At 62.4% G+C, this 15071-nt stretch carries 17 protein-coding genes; 12 read left to right on the top strand and 5 right to left on the bottom strand.

Annotated features, from left to right (window positions below):
• The 4 genes from IH971_08235 to IH971_08220 form a co-directional block, all read left to right on the top strand.
• Positions 1–856, top strand: an 856-nt coding sequence (locus IH971_08235) for a YceI family protein (GenBank protein ID MCH7497824.1), incomplete at its 5' end; no start/stop codon positions are given.
• Between the two features lie 113 nt (positions 857–969).
• Positions 970–1242, top strand: coding sequence for a cupin domain-containing protein (locus IH971_08230; protein MCH7497823.1), 273 nt, complete (start codon positions 970–972; stop codon positions 1240–1242).
• 67 nt (positions 1243–1309) lie between these two features.
• Positions 1310–2101 (top strand): 3'(2'),5'-bisphosphate nucleotidase CysQ, encoded by a 792-nt coding sequence (locus IH971_08225; protein ID MCH7497822.1) that lies wholly within the window; start codon positions 1310–1312, stop codon positions 2099–2101.
• Positions 2102–2180: 79 nt separating this feature from the next.
• A complete protein-coding gene (locus IH971_08220) occupies positions 2181–3695 on the top strand; it encodes an FAD-dependent thymidylate synthase (GenBank protein ID MCH7497821.1) in 1515 nt (504 codons plus the stop codon).
• Positions 3696–3880: 185 nt separating this feature from the next.
• Here the strand turns inward: IH971_08220 and IH971_08215 are convergent, their stop codons facing one another.
• The 3 genes from IH971_08215 to IH971_08205 are packed head-to-tail and all read right to left on the bottom strand — an operon-like array spanning position 3881 to position 5704.
• Complete coding sequence (locus IH971_08215; protein MCH7497820.1) at positions 3881–4636, bottom strand: SDR family oxidoreductase; 756 nt, start codon at positions 4634–4636, stop codon at positions 3881–3883.
• Between the two features lie 32 nt (positions 4637–4668).
• A complete protein-coding gene (locus IH971_08210) occupies positions 4669–5142 on the bottom strand; it encodes a 6-carboxytetrahydropterin synthase (GenBank protein ID MCH7497819.1) in 474 nt (157 codons plus the stop codon).
• Positions 5143–5158: 16 nt separating this feature from the next.
• Entirely contained in the window at positions 5159–5704 is a 546-nt protein-coding gene (locus tag IH971_08205; GenBank protein ID MCH7497818.1) for a hypothetical protein, read from the bottom strand.
• 71 nt (positions 5705–5775) lie between these two features.
• On the opposite strand from IH971_08205, the gene radC reads away from it, so the two are divergent.
• The 5 genes from radC (at position 5776) to IH971_08180 (ending at position 8843) form a co-directional block, all read left to right on the top strand.
• The gene (radC, locus tag IH971_08200; GenBank protein ID MCH7497817.1) at positions 5776–6486 is read left to right on the top strand and encodes a DNA repair protein RadC; all 711 of its coding nucleotides are present in this window, start codon (positions 5776–5778) and stop codon (positions 6484–6486) included.
• Between the two features lie 144 nt (positions 6487–6630).
• Positions 6631–7056 carry a JAB domain-containing protein gene (locus IH971_08195; protein MCH7497816.1) on the top strand — a complete coding sequence of 142 codons (426 nt, stop codon included), beginning with the start codon at positions 6631–6633 and terminating at the stop codon, positions 7054–7056.
• Between the two features lie 172 nt (positions 7057–7228).
• Positions 7229–7426 carry a hypothetical protein gene (locus IH971_08190; protein MCH7497815.1) on the top strand — a complete coding sequence of 66 codons (198 nt, stop codon included), beginning with the start codon at positions 7229–7231 and terminating at the stop codon, positions 7424–7426.
• 257 nt (positions 7427–7683) lie between these two features.
• A complete protein-coding gene (locus tag IH971_08185) occupies positions 7684–8391 on the top strand; it encodes a hypothetical protein (protein MCH7497814.1) in 708 nt (235 codons plus the stop codon).
• Between the two features lie 35 nt (positions 8392–8426).
• Positions 8427–8843, top strand: coding sequence for a winged helix-turn-helix transcriptional regulator (locus IH971_08180; GenBank protein MCH7497813.1), 417 nt, complete (start codon positions 8427–8429; stop codon positions 8841–8843).
• Here the strand turns inward: IH971_08180 and IH971_08175 are convergent.
• Positions 8836–10110, bottom strand: a complete 1275-nt coding sequence (locus IH971_08175; protein ID MCH7497812.1) for an aminopeptidase P family protein — start codon at positions 10108–10110, stop codon at positions 8836–8838. The two genes, IH971_08180 and IH971_08175, sit on opposite strands and share 8 nt — an antisense overlap.
• A gap of 549 nt (positions 10111–10659) precedes the next feature.
• Here IH971_08175 and IH971_08170 point away from each other — a divergent pair.
• Together IH971_08170 and IH971_08165 are read left to right on the top strand one after the other, a co-directional pair.
• Positions 10660–11310, top strand: coding sequence for an amidohydrolase family protein (locus IH971_08170; GenBank protein ID MCH7497811.1), 651 nt, complete (start codon positions 10660–10662; stop codon positions 11308–11310).
• Positions 11253–11582: an amidohydrolase family protein gene (locus IH971_08165; GenBank protein MCH7497810.1), complete on the top strand. Its 330-nt coding sequence runs from the start codon at positions 11253–11255 to the stop codon at positions 11580–11582. Before IH971_08170 ends, IH971_08165 begins: the two co-directional genes overlap by 58 nt.
• 59 nt (positions 11583–11641) lie before the next feature.
• Here IH971_08165 and IH971_08160 read toward each other — a convergent pair whose 3' ends face one another.
• A complete protein-coding gene (locus IH971_08160; protein MCH7497809.1) occupies positions 11642–13717 on the bottom strand; it encodes a M3 family metallopeptidase in 2076 nt (691 codons plus the stop codon).
• A 264-nt stretch (positions 13718–13981) separates the two neighbouring features.
• Here IH971_08160 and IH971_08155 point away from each other — a divergent pair, with 264 nt between their 5' ends.
• Complete coding sequence (locus IH971_08155) at positions 13982–14791, top strand: hypothetical protein (protein ID MCH7497808.1); 810 nt, start codon at positions 13982–13984, stop codon at positions 14789–14791.
• Positions 14792–15071: the final 280 nt, after the last annotated feature.

The raw sequence follows: 15071 nt of genomic DNA, 5'->3' as shown, positions 1-15071 counted from the left end.
CTTTACCCCGGTGTTGGCGGTAGAGCGCCACGTGGGCAACATAGGGAACGTGTTCGCAGATAAGGCCGGCGTAGCCCAGATGGAATTTGGGGCTACCCGCCTCACGTTTGATGGATCCAACCCTGTCAGCGGCCGGGCCGATCTCCGCTATGCAGAGACGCAAGAGGTTCCGGAGCATTACTACAACGACCCGGCCAACATCCATCCAGATCCCGACTACACACCGGGGGATTTCCCGCTGGGGGATGTCTATGCGGCCAAGACCATCTATTTTCTGAAGAAGGAGGTGCTGGCCGAATCCCTGATCGAGGGGGGTGAAGGGGCGGTCTCCACCTTAGGTCTTGGAGAGATCACCTTTAGCAGTGTAAAGAACGAGAGTGCCGAGGTGCTGGGTTATTTTCGGGATTATCTGGCGGTTGTCTCCATGGGCAAGAAGGGGCCGGATCGGCTAGAGATGCTCATCGACATCAACTCCTTAGATACCGCTGTTCCCGGACGGAACAATCGGATCCTGAAGCTCTTCTTCCACAGCATAAAGGGCGAATTAGGCCATGCGGTAGTGGTGTTTGACCAGTTTGATTATGGAAAGAGCTCTTTCACATCCTGGAGGGAAGGGAAGACCAATTCCATCCGCGCCAGTGGCAGCATCATGCTCAATGGGGTTGCCCGGGAAATCTCTGCAACGCTTGACGTCACCCCCAAGAATCGCGGCTGGGTGGTAGAAACTCGGGAGCCGATCGCGCTTTTGATCTCTGACTTTCAATTTGGTAACCGTGTCTACGACCTCATGAAGTCCTGCAACCACAAGTCGATCGGCAACACCGTGGGGGTCCGTGTCCAACTCTATTTCAAATAGAACAGAATGCGCCGACCGACGACCTAATTTCCCAGCCCACCGGCGCTGCGGGAGCGCGTGTCGCTCGTGGCAATGTTGGCATAGCAGAATAATGGTCGGCTGGATATGACGGCATGGCCGACCGCACTCAGGTAGAGCAGGACTGGAGCGAGCGCGGCTTCAGCTGCGACTTGTGGGTCGACGCGCCTGGCCAGCGATGGGAAGACTTCACCCACCCCTCGGACGAACTGTTCATGCTCCTGGAAGGCGAGGTCGAACTGGAACTGCCCGGGAAAGTCATACACCCAGCGGCTGGCGAGGAGGTCCTCATCCCCGCAGGTGCCCGCCACTCCGTGCGGACTCATGGCGCCACCGGCAGCCGTTGGCTCTACGGCTATCGCCGCTGACTCGCTCCCCTTGACCGCCGCGTAACCCCCTCGCCTTTGCGGGTCGACCAGTGGTAACTTTGCCGCGATGCAAGCGGAGCTCACCACCGCCATCGAGGCCGCCCAGGCGGCTGGCAAGATCCTGCTGAACTACTATCAGTCCGACTTCGAAATCACCGACAAGGGGTTCCACAACCCTGTCACCACTGCCGACTTCGCCAGCAACAAGCACTTGGAGGAGCAGCTCCGCGACAGCTTCCCCATCTACGGCTGGCTCTCCGAGGAAACCACCGACACCTACGACCGCCTGGGCCGCGACCGCGTCTGGGTGGTGGATCCCCTGGACGGCACCAAGGAATTCATTGAAGGTGTGCCCCAGTTTGTTGTCAGCGTGGGGCTGGCCGAAAACGGCCGCCCGGTCCTGGGTGTCCTCCACAACCCCGTCACCGGCGAGACTTTCGCCGCAGCCACCGGCAAAGGTGCTACCCTCAACGGCGAGACCATCTCCGCATCCGAAAACAAAATACTCTCTGAAGCGGTGATCCTCAGCAGCCGCAACGAGACCCGCCGCGGCCTGTGGGATCCCTTCCAGCCCTTCATGGGCGGCCTCATGCCCGTGGGCAGCGTGGCCTACAAACTTGGTCTGGCCGCCGCCGGTCGCGCCGACATGTTTGCTACCCTGCGGCCCAAGAACGAGTGGGATGTCTGCGCCGGTCACGCCATTCTCAAGGAGGCCGGCGCAGAACTTTGGGTGCTCACCGGTGAGGAGCATCGCTACAACAGCCGCAAGGTGGTCATCAAGCCCGGGTTGGTGGCGGGCAACTCCGCCCTCGTGACCAGCTTCATCGACCTCTACCGGTCCACCGCCCTGGCCGCATGAGCCCGCCACGGGGTCGCTGACGAGTGCCAGAGCCGACCCACACGCCTCAACCCGTATGAGTGCCAGCACCACTCCGGGCGTGACGCTGACTAAGGCGTTCGCTTCCCCCTTCAAAAACGTGATTGCCACGGCCCGCACCTGCTACAGCGGCAAGGGCATCATCAGCGATGAGCAAATCAGCTTGGACGAGGACGGACGTGATGTGGCCATCGCCCGCTCCATCTACCGGGCAGGGCATCACACCACCTTCCAGCACGCCCAGTTTCAGTTTGCCCTCACCGGGGTTTCTCGCCACTTCATCTGGTCCTTTCTCCACAGCCACCCGTTTTATAACTCCGAGCAGGTGAGCCAGCGCTATGTGCGCCTGAAAAGGGACGCCTTTTATGTGCCCCCGCTCTCAGGCGAGGCCCTGGACCTCTACATGGCAACCATCGACATGCAGATGGATGCCTACCGGGCCCTGCGGGAGTCCCTCTTCGGCGCCGCACAGGCCGAATACTTCCGCATCTTTCCCGCTCGTGGCAAGCGCCCAGACGACTACCGCGTTGCCATCTTGAAAAAGACCCAGGAGGTGGCCCGCTATCTGGCCCCCGTGGCCGCCCTGGCCCATCTTTACCACACCATCAGCGGCGTCACCCTGCTGCGCTACTGGCGCATCTGCCGGGAAGCCGACGTGCCCCATGAGCAGCGCCAGGTGGTGGAGCGCATGACCCAGGCCGTCCTCAAGCACGATCCCGCCTACGCCCTGGTGATGGAGGAACCGCTAGCCAAAGAGGACCTGGCTGATTTCCCCTGGTCTCAGGACGCCATCCCCCCACCCGGCTTCCGCGAGGAGTTCGACGCCTCGCTGGCCGGGCGTACTTCCCTGCTGGTGGACTACAAAGCCCGGGGGGAGGAGGTTCTCGCCGCCTCCGTCCGCGAGGTGCTGGGGCTCCCAGCCGCCGAGCTCAACGATGACGATGCCATCGCTCTGGCGCTCGACCCCGCCCGCAACCCGACCTTCGGCGAAACTCTCAACCTTACCACCCACGCCAAGCTCACCCGCGCACTGCACCATCCCGGCTACACCTTCCGCAAGGTGCTCTCGCACACCGCCGACAGCCAGGACCAGCGCCACCGCATGACTCCCGGCAGTCGTCCCATCCTGGCCACCCAACTCTCGTCCGGGCCCGATGCCGTCATTCCGGCGCTGGTGCAGGCTGACCCGTCGTCTTTGAAACACTACACTGATACTTTGGACCGCACCTGGGACACCCTCGTCCGCCTCCAGCGATTAGGGGTCTCCACCGAGTTCGCCAACTACCTCCTGCCCAACGCCGTGAAGGTGCGTTTCACCGAGTCAGCCGACCTGCTCAATCTGCACCACAAGCACCGTATGCGCCTCTGCTACAATGCCCAGGAGGAGATCTGGCGGGCCAGCCTGGATGAGGCCCTCCAGGTGAGGGCAGTGCATCCTCGCATCGGAGCCCACCTTCTGCCCCCCTGCACCCAGCGGCTGCACGCGGGGGCCCGCCCGGTCTGCCCCGAGGGGGATCGCTACTGCGGCGTGCCGGTCTGGAAGCAGGATATCAGTGCATACGAGCGGCTGTTGTAAGCAGGGGCTGCCGCGCTAGGTGGCTGCCAAGTAGGTACGGAGTAAGTCGACCCGACCAGCAAGTCGATCTGCTTCAACGTCGCGATCATAATCCATTTGCAGCCCCAACCAAAACTGGGGCGACATGTCGAATTAGTGAGGCAGGCGCAGAGCGGCATCGGCGGATAGGCGCTTCGAGACCACCCTCACCCGCTCAGCACCGCGCCACCGTTCACGTTCAGGATTTCACCTGTGATGTGCCGCGCCAGATCGCTGGCCAGGAAAAGGATCGGCCCGGCGATGTCCTCCGGCGGAGGGATGCGCCCCAGGGGGATGGTGGCCGTCACCTCAGCAAGGAATCCGGCGTCCGCGAAGGTCCCCGCGTTCATGGGCGTATCCACCCAGCCCGGGGCCACGGCATTAACCCGGATTTCCGGGGCCAGCTCCACCGCCAGCGATTTGGTGTAGGCGATGATGCCTCCTTTGGTGGCGGCATAGTGGCTGTGTCCCGCCTCACCCCGCTGCCCCGCGGTGGATGAAACGTGAATGATGGCCCCCCGGCCCGCCGACCGCATCATCGGGACTGCCGAATCGCTGTAGTTAAATACCGACTTCAGGTTCACCGCCATAGTGCGATCCCACTCCACCTCATCGCCCTCCCCCGTGGTCAGCGCGGTCCAGATGCCGGCGTTGTTGACCAACACGTCCAACCGCCCGAAGGCCGCCGCGACCTGCTGTACATGATCCCGTGCGGTATCTAGGCTGGCAACATCGCCCTGTAGCAGCAACGCCTTCCGGCCCAGTGCCTCAACCGCCGCCTGCACCTCCCGGGCCTCCTCGTCATGGCTGCGATAAACCAGCCCAACGTGCGCCCCTGCCTCGGCAAACTGCCGCGCGCAGGCCGCGCCAATGCCCCGCGAGCCTCCGGTGATCAGTGCCACCTGGTCCGTGAAATCCATTATCCGGTGGTTCCCAGCGTGGCCCGCCGCTGGACCTAGGGCAGCTCTACCCAACTGCTGGGCGTCTCCAGCAGCCGGATGTGCGCTACCGACAGGGGCCGCTCCAATGCCCGGTCCAGCTCCTTTTGCAGCACTTCCCGAAGGTGCCCCGCCAGGTTTTCTGCCGTGGTGTTGAATGGCACTTCGTAATAGCGCTGCGCTTCGGTTTTCAGGAATGCCAGCAGCGAGCTGTCTTCGCTGGACACGATGGTGGTGTGGTCCAGGTGCTCCTTGATCCACCCCTGACACACCCGCTTGATATCGGCAAAGTCCACCGCCAGACCCATGCCGTCTACCTCGCCGGCCACCGTCACCTCCACCTCGTACTCGTGGCCGTGCAGTGACGCGCAGCGCCCTTCGTAGCCGTGGGTCAGGCGGTGGGCCATGCTCCACCGGAAGCGCCGCACCACTTTCATGCTGGTGGTCCGCGTCAGCCCCTTGTTCTTCCGGTACGATACAATCTTCGGCATGCGGCGGCTCCTTCCGCTAGCCCTGGGTGGACAGGGCGTCCAGCCCCATTTTCACAAACGTTGACAGGATCATCACCAACTCTGTGCTGATGGCCACCACAAAGTACTGCATCCCCTTGCGCAGGTGGCCGTTTTTCTCCCAGTTCAGGTGCGCCAGGGCGTACACCTGCCGGCTGAGCAATCTCAGGATTTCGTCCTCGTCATCCTCCATCTCCTTCAGGTAGTCGAAGTAGTCGTCGCTAGTTGTGAACAGCCGGATACCACCAAAAAAGGTGGGGTCGGCGCGGCCCCTGCCAGTCTCCTTTGGAGTCGCGACCCCCCTAATGCGCGGCTGAATGGTGCGCACCAGCCTGTAGATCGCCAGAAAGCCGGCCGCGAAATAGATCGTCAGCAGGGTAACGATAAGCATATTGATGGCCATCATTCGGTAGTACGCAATGAAAAAGACCATGAACACCCCCAGGACTGACAGCAGGGTGTAGGCCTTCTGGTCGGTGCGCGCCAGAATGGACTGCTCACTCTGCAGGATATGAAATAGGAATTGGAGGCCCGGTCGCGGCATGGATGGCAATTTATGACCCCGCCGCGAGAGTTGCAAAGGGCAGGGAACAGATGCAAATTTCCCCGCCAGTCATGCCAGCCAGCAGCAGCAGGGAAAGCCCGGCCACCCGTGCGGGCCAGAAGGGTGGGCACTATGCCCGCCTGCGCAACCGTTTTCTGTCCAACGGCCTGGATGGTTTTCTGGACTACGAGGTCATCGAACTTCTGCTGAAACTGGCCGATCCCCGTCCCGACCACAAACCCACTGCCAAGGCCCTTCTCGTCCGGTTCAAGTCTCTCGGCGGCGTCCTCGATGCCCGCCCCAGCCTGCTCAAATCTGTGAAAGGGGTAGGTGACCGCAACATCTTCGGATTGCGCCTCGTCCAGGCCGTTGCCCGGCGCTATTTGAAAGAGGGCGTCATCGAGCGCGACTATATTCAAACCGCTAGCCAAGTGCTCTCCTATCTGATTCACCATCTGAAAAACCGCAACCTGGAGCAGTTTATGGTCATCCTGCTCAACAGCCGCAACCAGGTCCTCGATCTAGTGACCCTCTTCGAGGGCAGTCTCGCAAGCAGCGCCGTCTACCCCCGCGAAGTTATCAGACTTATCCTGGAGCGCAACGCGGCGGCAGTGATCTTCGTCCACAATCACCCCTCCGGCAACCTCACCCCCAGCGAGCAGGACCTGCAACTCACCAAACGCCTCAAGCGCGCCTGCGAAACCATTGATGTAAAGGTGCACGACCACCTCATCATCGGCGGCAACGAGCACTTCTCTTTCGCTGATCACAATTTGCTATAACCGCAGATTCCCCGTTTCCTTCCGCGGTAAGCTGTACTTCAGTCCGCCGAGCGACCTGACCAGAGAATAAACCCGGGAACTCTTGCTTTATTTATTATTTGAACATATAATCAAATAAGTAATTAAGCCTTTAAGAGCTCACCCATGATCCACACTGATGCCACCCTAGCAGCCCCTTTTCTCCACGCACCACGGCTCCTCTCGCGCCTCACGGAGCACCTCAGCCGCAACCGGTTCGATCAGTTTCTGGTGGTCCTGCTGGATGACCGCGATGAGGTCATTGACTTGGTGGCACTGTCCGATGGCCTTCCGGATGGCGACGGAGTGCATCCCCGCGACGCACTCAGACTCATCCTCGACCGTAAAGCCGCGGCGGTGATCTTCGTCCACAACCACCCTGCCGGCAATCCTGAGCCTAGCCCCGCCGACCTGCGTCTCGCTCTGCGGCTCGACGACGCCTGCCGTGGCATCGACGTGCGGGTGTACGATCACCTCATCATCGGCAGGGGCGACACCTGGTCCTTCGCCGCCGGGGGCCTAGTGACCGACAACTCTGGAGCCACAACATGAACGTTGCCGGTGTCAACACTGCCCACGTTCTCGGTTTCGCTGGTGCCGTTGATGCCGACTTGGGGCTCCAAGTCCCCTCGGAGGATCGCCGGGGAGCCTTTATCGGCAGCGCCGCTGGGCGTGGTTCCGGGGACCGGCTGGCTGGGCTCTGGCCATATTGGAGACCGAGGGGATGGTGAAACTGGTCATCGATGCAAGAAGCAACGAAATTCTCGGCGGTCACATTCTGGGTCCCCACGCCGATCTGCTCATTCACCAGGTGGCTGTCGCCACGCACGATCACGGCACCCTGGACCGCATTACCATGACTATTCACCTCCACCCGACTCTCAGTGAGGTGGTCAAGGGCGCGGCCAAGGCGGACCGCTGATGGTGGCGCGGCGCATTGCCGGCCTGGCCCGCTGGCGGCTCCCCTTCCTGGCGCTGCTGCTGGTACTCAGCCCCCTCCGGGGCCAGTGACCCCTCTGAAGCAACCCCACGCTCCCGGTCGGGAGCGCCACTGAGGGCATTGGACTGGAGCCGGGCGGCCTGCTGCTGGGCATCGGCCTCGGCGCTACCCGCCTCACTGCCGAGGCGCCAGGGGGCACGTCTGGCAATGACCACCTGGGCAGCGCTGCCGTCCAGGAGGTGCAGCTGTTCGGCATGCTGGGCCTCAGCCCCCGGGTAAACGCCCTGGTCATCCTGCCCTATGTGCGCTGGTCCCAGTCTGCCCACGAGGAGGACGCCCACCACCGCAATGAGACCATCCAGGGCCTGCGCGATGTGCGCTTGGGCTTACGCTATGTGGTGACCAATACCCCCTTTGGCCCCGGTCAACGACTTTTCCTGGGCCTCACCCTGGTGCTGCCCACCGCCCCCAGCTACGCCGCCAACCCCTTCGCAGCCGGGGCCGACACCGTGGACCACCGCCATTTCGCCCTGGGCAACGGCACGGCCAGCGCCATCTTCTACGGCGAGTGGTGGCGCCGCTCGGAGCACCCCTGGGTGACAGGGCTGCTGGTGCGCTTCCGGCCTCGCTCACCGAAAAGCGCCCAGGGCTTCCAGCCCGGAAGCCGCCTAGGAATCGACCTGCATGCCATCGGCCATACCCACCGACTGTGGCGCAGCTATCCCTACCTGACCTTGGGAATCAGGCGGGAAGGGGGTGATGTGTGGGAAGGGTCGCCGGCGCCCAACTCCGGTGGCATCTGGCTGGAGGGCAGCGCTGGATTCGATCTGGAACTCACCGAGACCCTCTCCGGCGTGGTGCGGCTCAGCGGCCCCTTATGGACCCGCCTCACTGGTAGCCAGCAGACCGCCGCAGGTCTGAACCTGACACTAAGATTTAAGCGCTAACGATATGTGACCATTTTTTTGGAAGGAATCGAATCATGATTGACCGCACCTGCGCAAGCTCCAAAGTGAACCTCCCGGTGCTTGAGAGCACCCAGCGCCACCTCTCCGGCCTGGACGAGCTGCCAGCCCAGGCAAAGTGCTTCAGCCTGCTGGGCGACCCTACCCGCCTCAGGTTGCTGCTGAGTCTGGCCTACGCACGCGAACTCTGCGTATGCGACCTGGCCGATATCCTCGCCATGGAGACTTCCGCCATCTCGCACCAGCTCCGCAAACTCAAGGATGGCGGCCTGGTCACCAGCTACCGCGAGGGCCCCACCATCTATTACCAGCTTCTGCCTGAGATTCTGCGGGACGTGCTCGCCTATGCCCGGTCTTTGCTGCTGGATAACTCGGGGGCCCGTGCCGTCGCGGGTGAGCTGTTCACACCCGGTCTGGCCTCCGCCCCTACTTGATTATCCACAGCGTCTCCTGGAGCTGCCCCAGCACCTGGTAGCCGTTTTCTGTGAGCACCACGTTCTCCTCGATGCCCACGTTGATGGCACCCCCAAGACGTGGCTCGTTAGTATACAGCAGTGGCTCCACCGCCAGCGTCATGTCCGTCTCCAGAAGAAAGAATCCCAGGTTGCCGTAGCGGTCGGGCCAGTCCGGCGCCAGCAGGGGGCCGATGTCATGCACCTGTAGCCCGATGGGGTGCCCCGCCGCGTGGGGGTAACCCTCAAAGCCGTGGCTCTCCAGGTACGACCGCCCCGCTTGGTCCACCTCATTGCCGGTGACACCCGGCCTCAGCACGGCCAACGCCGCCCGGTTCGCCGCCCGGGCGTCCGCCCATAATTGTTCCACATACGCGGGCGCCTCCGTCTCCCCCTTTCTGAGTACGTAGGCCGTGCGCTGGATGTCGCAGGAGTAGCCCCGCACCTTGAAGCAGACATCCGCCCGTACCAGGTCCCCTCGCTGAATCACCCGCCCCGAGGGATCCGAGTGCCCCCGTTGCGGCCCCGCCACGATACTCATGCACGACTCCTCCATCCCCAGCTTTGCCGCCCGCCTGCGCAAGTAGTTGGCCACGTCCAGTTCCGTCGTCCGCCCCGCCTTGATCACCTTCCGCGACAAAGCCTCCGCCAGGATCATCTGGGTACGCTCCGCAGCCTCCCGGGTGGCCGCAATCTCCGCCGGCAGCTTGCGGCTGAACAGCGAAATGATCAGTTCCTCCGCAGAAACGAACCGCTCCCGGTAGCCCGGAAGCACCTCCTCCAGGTAATGCAGCATCCCCGTTGACAATCCGTCGGCCATGGGCACGTCCCGGGAAAAATTCACGGCGATGGTCCGCGGTGCCAGCTGGGCAATCACCGTCTGCAGATGAGGCCGGATGCCCTCGCTGCGGTAGGCAATCACGGTGTCATACAGGGCACTGGCGTTGAGCGGCTCCACATCGTAAGAGGCGGCGATGGCGATGCGCCGGTAGCCGTCATCGGCGGAGCGGGCAAAGATCAGCGCCGCCCGCGCCACCATGCGGTTGCTACCCAACCGCTTCAGGAGGGGATCGGTGGCCCCTTCCCGGGTGAAGGTGAGCCAACAGTCAATGTCTTTCTCCGCCAGCAGGCGCGGCAGCAGCACGGTCAGGCGCTCGCTGCGGACGCGGGACAGATCCGTGCCCCGGTCGCCGGCCTGAACGACGTTCAGGATCAGAATTAGGACGGTGGATACAAGGGCGCGATGCACAATCGATCTCCTTATTAACGCTCGGAATCTAAGCACGTAACATGCCCCGATGCGGCAGTCACGGAGGCTGGCGGAGCGGCCCCCATACTAACCACGGCTGTCGGCCAATTTGGCAGGCATCGCCCGACATTCGGCCGCACCTGGGGCCTCGCTGCCGCCGTCCTGTTGCTTGTGGCTACCTCCTCGCTGGGTTCGCCTTAGCCATTTACCAGCTCTACTTGAGCCCTTGACCCGTCCCCTGCCGGTGTTAAATTGGGCTACGGATTGTTTCGCTGAACCAACGAAAGGAGGTGGTCCTTTGTCTAACATACATTGGGCGCCGGCCTCCGCCAGTGCAATCTAGGAGGCACTTCGGCGCCTGGCGCCCAGCTTCAATAAAGCCCCCGGCCATGTGTCGGGGGCTTTGCATATACCCTTCCGTCGATGACCTTTAATTCATCCCCACCAACCACTCAGATAAGGATTCCAGCCATGCTTCACGTCTCGTCCCCTCGATGACTGCTGCCGGCCGCTCTGCTGCTGGCCACCCTCGCTCCGGCCCAGGAGCTCATGGTCATCGAGGGTGACCGCATCCGCTCCGTGGGTGGCCAGGTTCCCGCCGGTGCCCGGGTCATCGATCTGGGCGACGTAACCCTCCTGCCCGGCCTCATGGACATGCATACCCACCTGGGTTACGATTTGAGCAAGGAGTCCTTTATCCGGGCCGTGAAGGAGACCGCCCTGGACGAGGCCCTGCGCAGCGCCCGCAACGGCAGTCTCACACTCATGGCCAGCTTTACCACCGTCCGCAACGTGGGTTCCAGAGGCTTCTCCGAGGTTGCCCTTATGCGCGCCTTTGACCAGGACCTCCTCCCCGGACCCCGCATCTTTCCCGCCGGCCATTCTCTCGGTATTACCGGCGGCCATTGCGACGCCACCGGCTGGGCCCCCGGCATTCTGGAGATTGGCCCCGAGGAAGGCGTCGCCGACGGCATTGACGAAGTGGTTAAGGCGGTGCGCTACCAGACCAAACACGGCGCCAAAGTCATCAAGATATGCGCCACCGCCAGCGTCCTCTCGTACGAGGTATCCGTCGGCCCCAGCAGTACGCTGCCGATGAGTTGCGGGCCTTCGTTGAGGAGGCCGCCCGCCACGGCATCAAGGTGGCTGCCCACGCCCACGGCACCGCCGGCATCAAGGCTGCCATCGAGGCCGGTGTGATGATCGTTTTTGGCACCGACTCGGGCGTCTACCCCCACGGCGACAACGCCCGGGAGTTTGCTGCCTACGTGGAGGCCGGCATGTCGCCCCTGGAGGCCCTGCGCACCGCCACGGTCTACGCCGCCGACCTGCTGGGCGTGGACGACAGGGGCATCATCGCTTCGGGCATGCTCGCCGACTTGGTGGTGGTCCGCGGCAATCCCCTGGAGGACATCACCGCCATGGAGCAAGTCGCCTTCGTTATGAAGGGGGGTACCATATACAAGCGTTGATGGGACGGTCAATCAATGGAGTGAATCTCGGGACAAAACGTGCCTGATCAGGCCACCCCCTAGTCCAATCCCCGGCGCACCAGCAGCGGCTCAATCTCCGGCTCCCGTCCCCGAAACCGCTTGTACAGCGTCATGGGTTCCTCGGTGCCTCCCCGCGAGAGCACGTTCTCCCGCAGCGACTGCGCCGTAGCCGGGTCAAAGATATCGCCCGTCTCTTTGAAGGCTTGGAAGGCGTCGGCGTCGATGACCTCCGCCCAGATGTAGCCGTAGTAGCCTGCGGAATAGCCGCCAGCGAAGATATGGGAAAAGTACGGGCTCCGGTAGCGCGTTACAATTTCCGGAATGAGGCCGATCCGATCCAGCGACATAGCTTCAAAGTCAGCCGGGCTCTGCGCCGCCGTATCGGTGAGGCTGTGCCAATCCATGTCCAGGTAGCTCGCCGCCAGGTACTCAACCGTGGCGAACCCCTGGTTGAAGGTGCTTGCCCGCGTAATCTTGGCGATGAGCTCATCCGGGATGGGCTCGCCCGTCTCGTAGTGTCGGGCATACAACTTCAGCACCTCCGGCGCCGAGGCCCAGTTTTCCATCACCTGGGAGAACACCTCCACAAAGTCCCGCGGCACCGCCGTTCCCGACAGGCTGTTGTAGGTGACGTCCGACAGGAAGCCGTGCAGCGCATGGCCGAATTCGTGGAATAGGGTCTTGGCCTCCTCAAAGGTGATTAGCGCCGGCTTGTCGGCGGTGGGCTTGGTGAAGTTGCCTACATTATAAATTACGGGCGTCACTCGCTGCCCACGCACCTTGGACTGCTTGCGGAAGGAGTTCATCCACGCACCACCCCCCTTGCTGGCCCGGGGGTAATAGTCCACCAGATAGACGGCCAGGTGTGACCCGTCCCTGTCCTTAACCTCGAACGTGCGCACGTCCTCGTGGTATTTCGGCAGGTCGAAACGCTCCTCAAATGTGAGGCCCCACAGCCGGTTGCCCACCTCGAAAGCCCCCTGGATCACGTTCTCCAGCTCGAAGTAGGGACGCAGTTGTTCATCATCCAGATCGTACTTGGCTTTCTTCACCTTCTCGGCGTAATACCACCAGTCCCACGGTTCCAGCTTGAAGCCGCCCCCCTCGGCGTCGATCATGGCCTGGAACTCCGCCGCCTCCCGCTTGGCCTTGGCCAGTGCCGGGGCCCACAGCTGATCCAGCAGGCCGTACACCGTTTCCGGCGTCTTGGCCATATTTTCCTCCAGCACATAGGCTGCATGCGTGGGGTATCCCAACAGGTTCGCCCGCCGTACCCTCAACGCCGCCATTCTAGCGGCAATCACATTATTGTCGTTCTCGTCGCCGTTATCGCCGCGCATGATGTAGCCCTTGAAGATGCGCTCCCGGTAAGCCCGCACAGCCGAGTACTGCAGGAATGGAATCAGGCTTGGCTTGTGCAGGGTAAAAACCCATTTGTCCTTGTGCCCCCGCTCCCCGGCCGTCTCAACGGCGGCGCTGATGCTGCTCTCTGGCAGTCCCGCCAGTTCCTCCTCGTCGCCGATCACCAGTTCGAACGCGTTGTTCTCAGCCAGAATGTGCTCGCCAAACGCCACCGACTGCTTGGAGAGCTCCTGGTTGATCTTGGTCAGCTCCCCCTTTTGCGCCTCATCCAATCGCGCGCCGTTGCGTATGAAGGTGCGATAGGTCTCCCGCAGGAGGGTCGCCTGCTCCACGTCCAAATCCAGCTCCTCCCGCTGCGACCATACCGCCTGCACCCGCTCAAACAGTTGGCTGTTCAGCAGAATTTCGTCGTCGTGCCCTGACAGCAGCGGCGATATCTGCCGGGCAAGTTCCTGCATGCGCTCGTTGGTGTTGGCCCCCTCCAGGTTGAAGAATACTGCCGACACCCGGTCCAACGTCGACCCCGAAAACTCCAGCGCCTCAATGGTGTTGGCGAAAGTGGGCTCAGCCTCATTAACCACTATGACCTGTATCTCCGCCAGCTGTTGGGTCATACCCTCCTCTATCGCCGGCATGTAGTGGTCTTCGGTAATCTTGTCAAACGGAGCTACGTCGAAGGGGGTACCGTACGGTGTCAGCAACGGATTGGGCCCCGGTGAGCACGACAGTGCCACGAGCATGATTCCCTTCATAAGTAGGTGGATACGATCCATGAGCAGACTCCCAAAGTATGAGGGTTCCGGACCATGGGGACAGCCCTGAATTCGCCCCCGCCTAAGGCAGACATGGCCATGGTGAAACATGTTTCCGCCCCAGACCACCATCAGGCCTGGCGACAGGGCTCCAAGCTACTCCCGCCCCGGCGAATTTCCAACGCTTCGGGTGCCCCGGGTGGCCCATTTCCCCTGCGGCGACCCTAACTTCCCACCTGGTTCCCCATTTCCGGGACAGGTGCCATGATATCGCCGCTGATTATTTTGTTGGCCGTCTCAGCCGCTGACCTCCACGGCCAGGACATCACCGACGTCGCCGTCAAGGGCATCAGCGACGCGAGCCGCGACGGCGTCCAGCAAGACCGGCTGGAGGCCATTCTGGACGCCAAGCGCCAAGCCTGCGAAATGGCTGGCCTCCGCATCGAGTCCACCACGACCGTGGAAAATTTTCAGACGGTTTACGACTTTGTGGAAACCCAGGCCGAGGCTGTCCTGCTCCCCGGTTTCCAGATAATCGATAACGGCTATGGCGAAGACGGCGCCTACACCGTGGTCCTGGTGGGCAAAGTCAGGACGGTGGCACCCGCAGCAGACGCGCAAACGTCGCTCTTTACGATCATCATCTGGCTTTCCGAGTGGGAGGCACCATCCAACCAGTCCTACCAGCTGCTGGACAGACTCTATGAATGGCTGCAAATGGCGCACGGTGAATTCAGGGTTGATGACGTAGCTCTTGAAACCCTCGAGGACCGGTTGGTGGAGGTTGCCAGGGCAGATGCGCTCGCCGCCGGCCTGCAGTATTACGCTTTCACGTACAGGCTCCCGACGGGCACCCTCCAATACCAGCAGAGCACCCGCGGCGGCGACGGCTCAATCCGCGTCAGCAAGGTGCAGAAGACACGCCTCAGGCCGGGCCTTCACTATGTCATGCAGGTGGCTGGCTGGAACGCCGTCTATTTTGAGAACCCTGCCCAACTCGACGGCGCCATTTCGAACGACCGTCTCTACGGCACCTTTCCGGGCAACTTCACGTCGGTCTACACCCGCCCCTGATAGCCCCCTCAGTCCAGGCCCGCTTAGTCCCCGTAATCGACCTTCCGCCGACGCGCGAGGACCTGGCCCAGCACCTGAACGAGACCACTCAGGACTGCTGGGCGAGGATGTGCCATGGCCGCCGCGCCAACAGGCAGCCGGGTTGCTACTGTCAGCCTCGGGGCTACTCGTAGCGCAGGGAGTTCACCGGGTCAGCCACTGAGGCCCGCAGCACCTGGTAGCTGATCGTTGCCAGGGCCACCACCAACGCGGCGATCCCGGCAACGGCGAACGAGGACGG

This window comes from Candidatus Neomarinimicrobiota bacterium, from assembly GCA_022560655.1.
Classification (GTDB): Bacteria; Fidelibacterota; Marinisomatia; order SCGC-AAA003-L08; family TS1B11; genus JADFSS01.
This window is presented reverse-complemented; position numbering and strand designations above follow the sequence as displayed.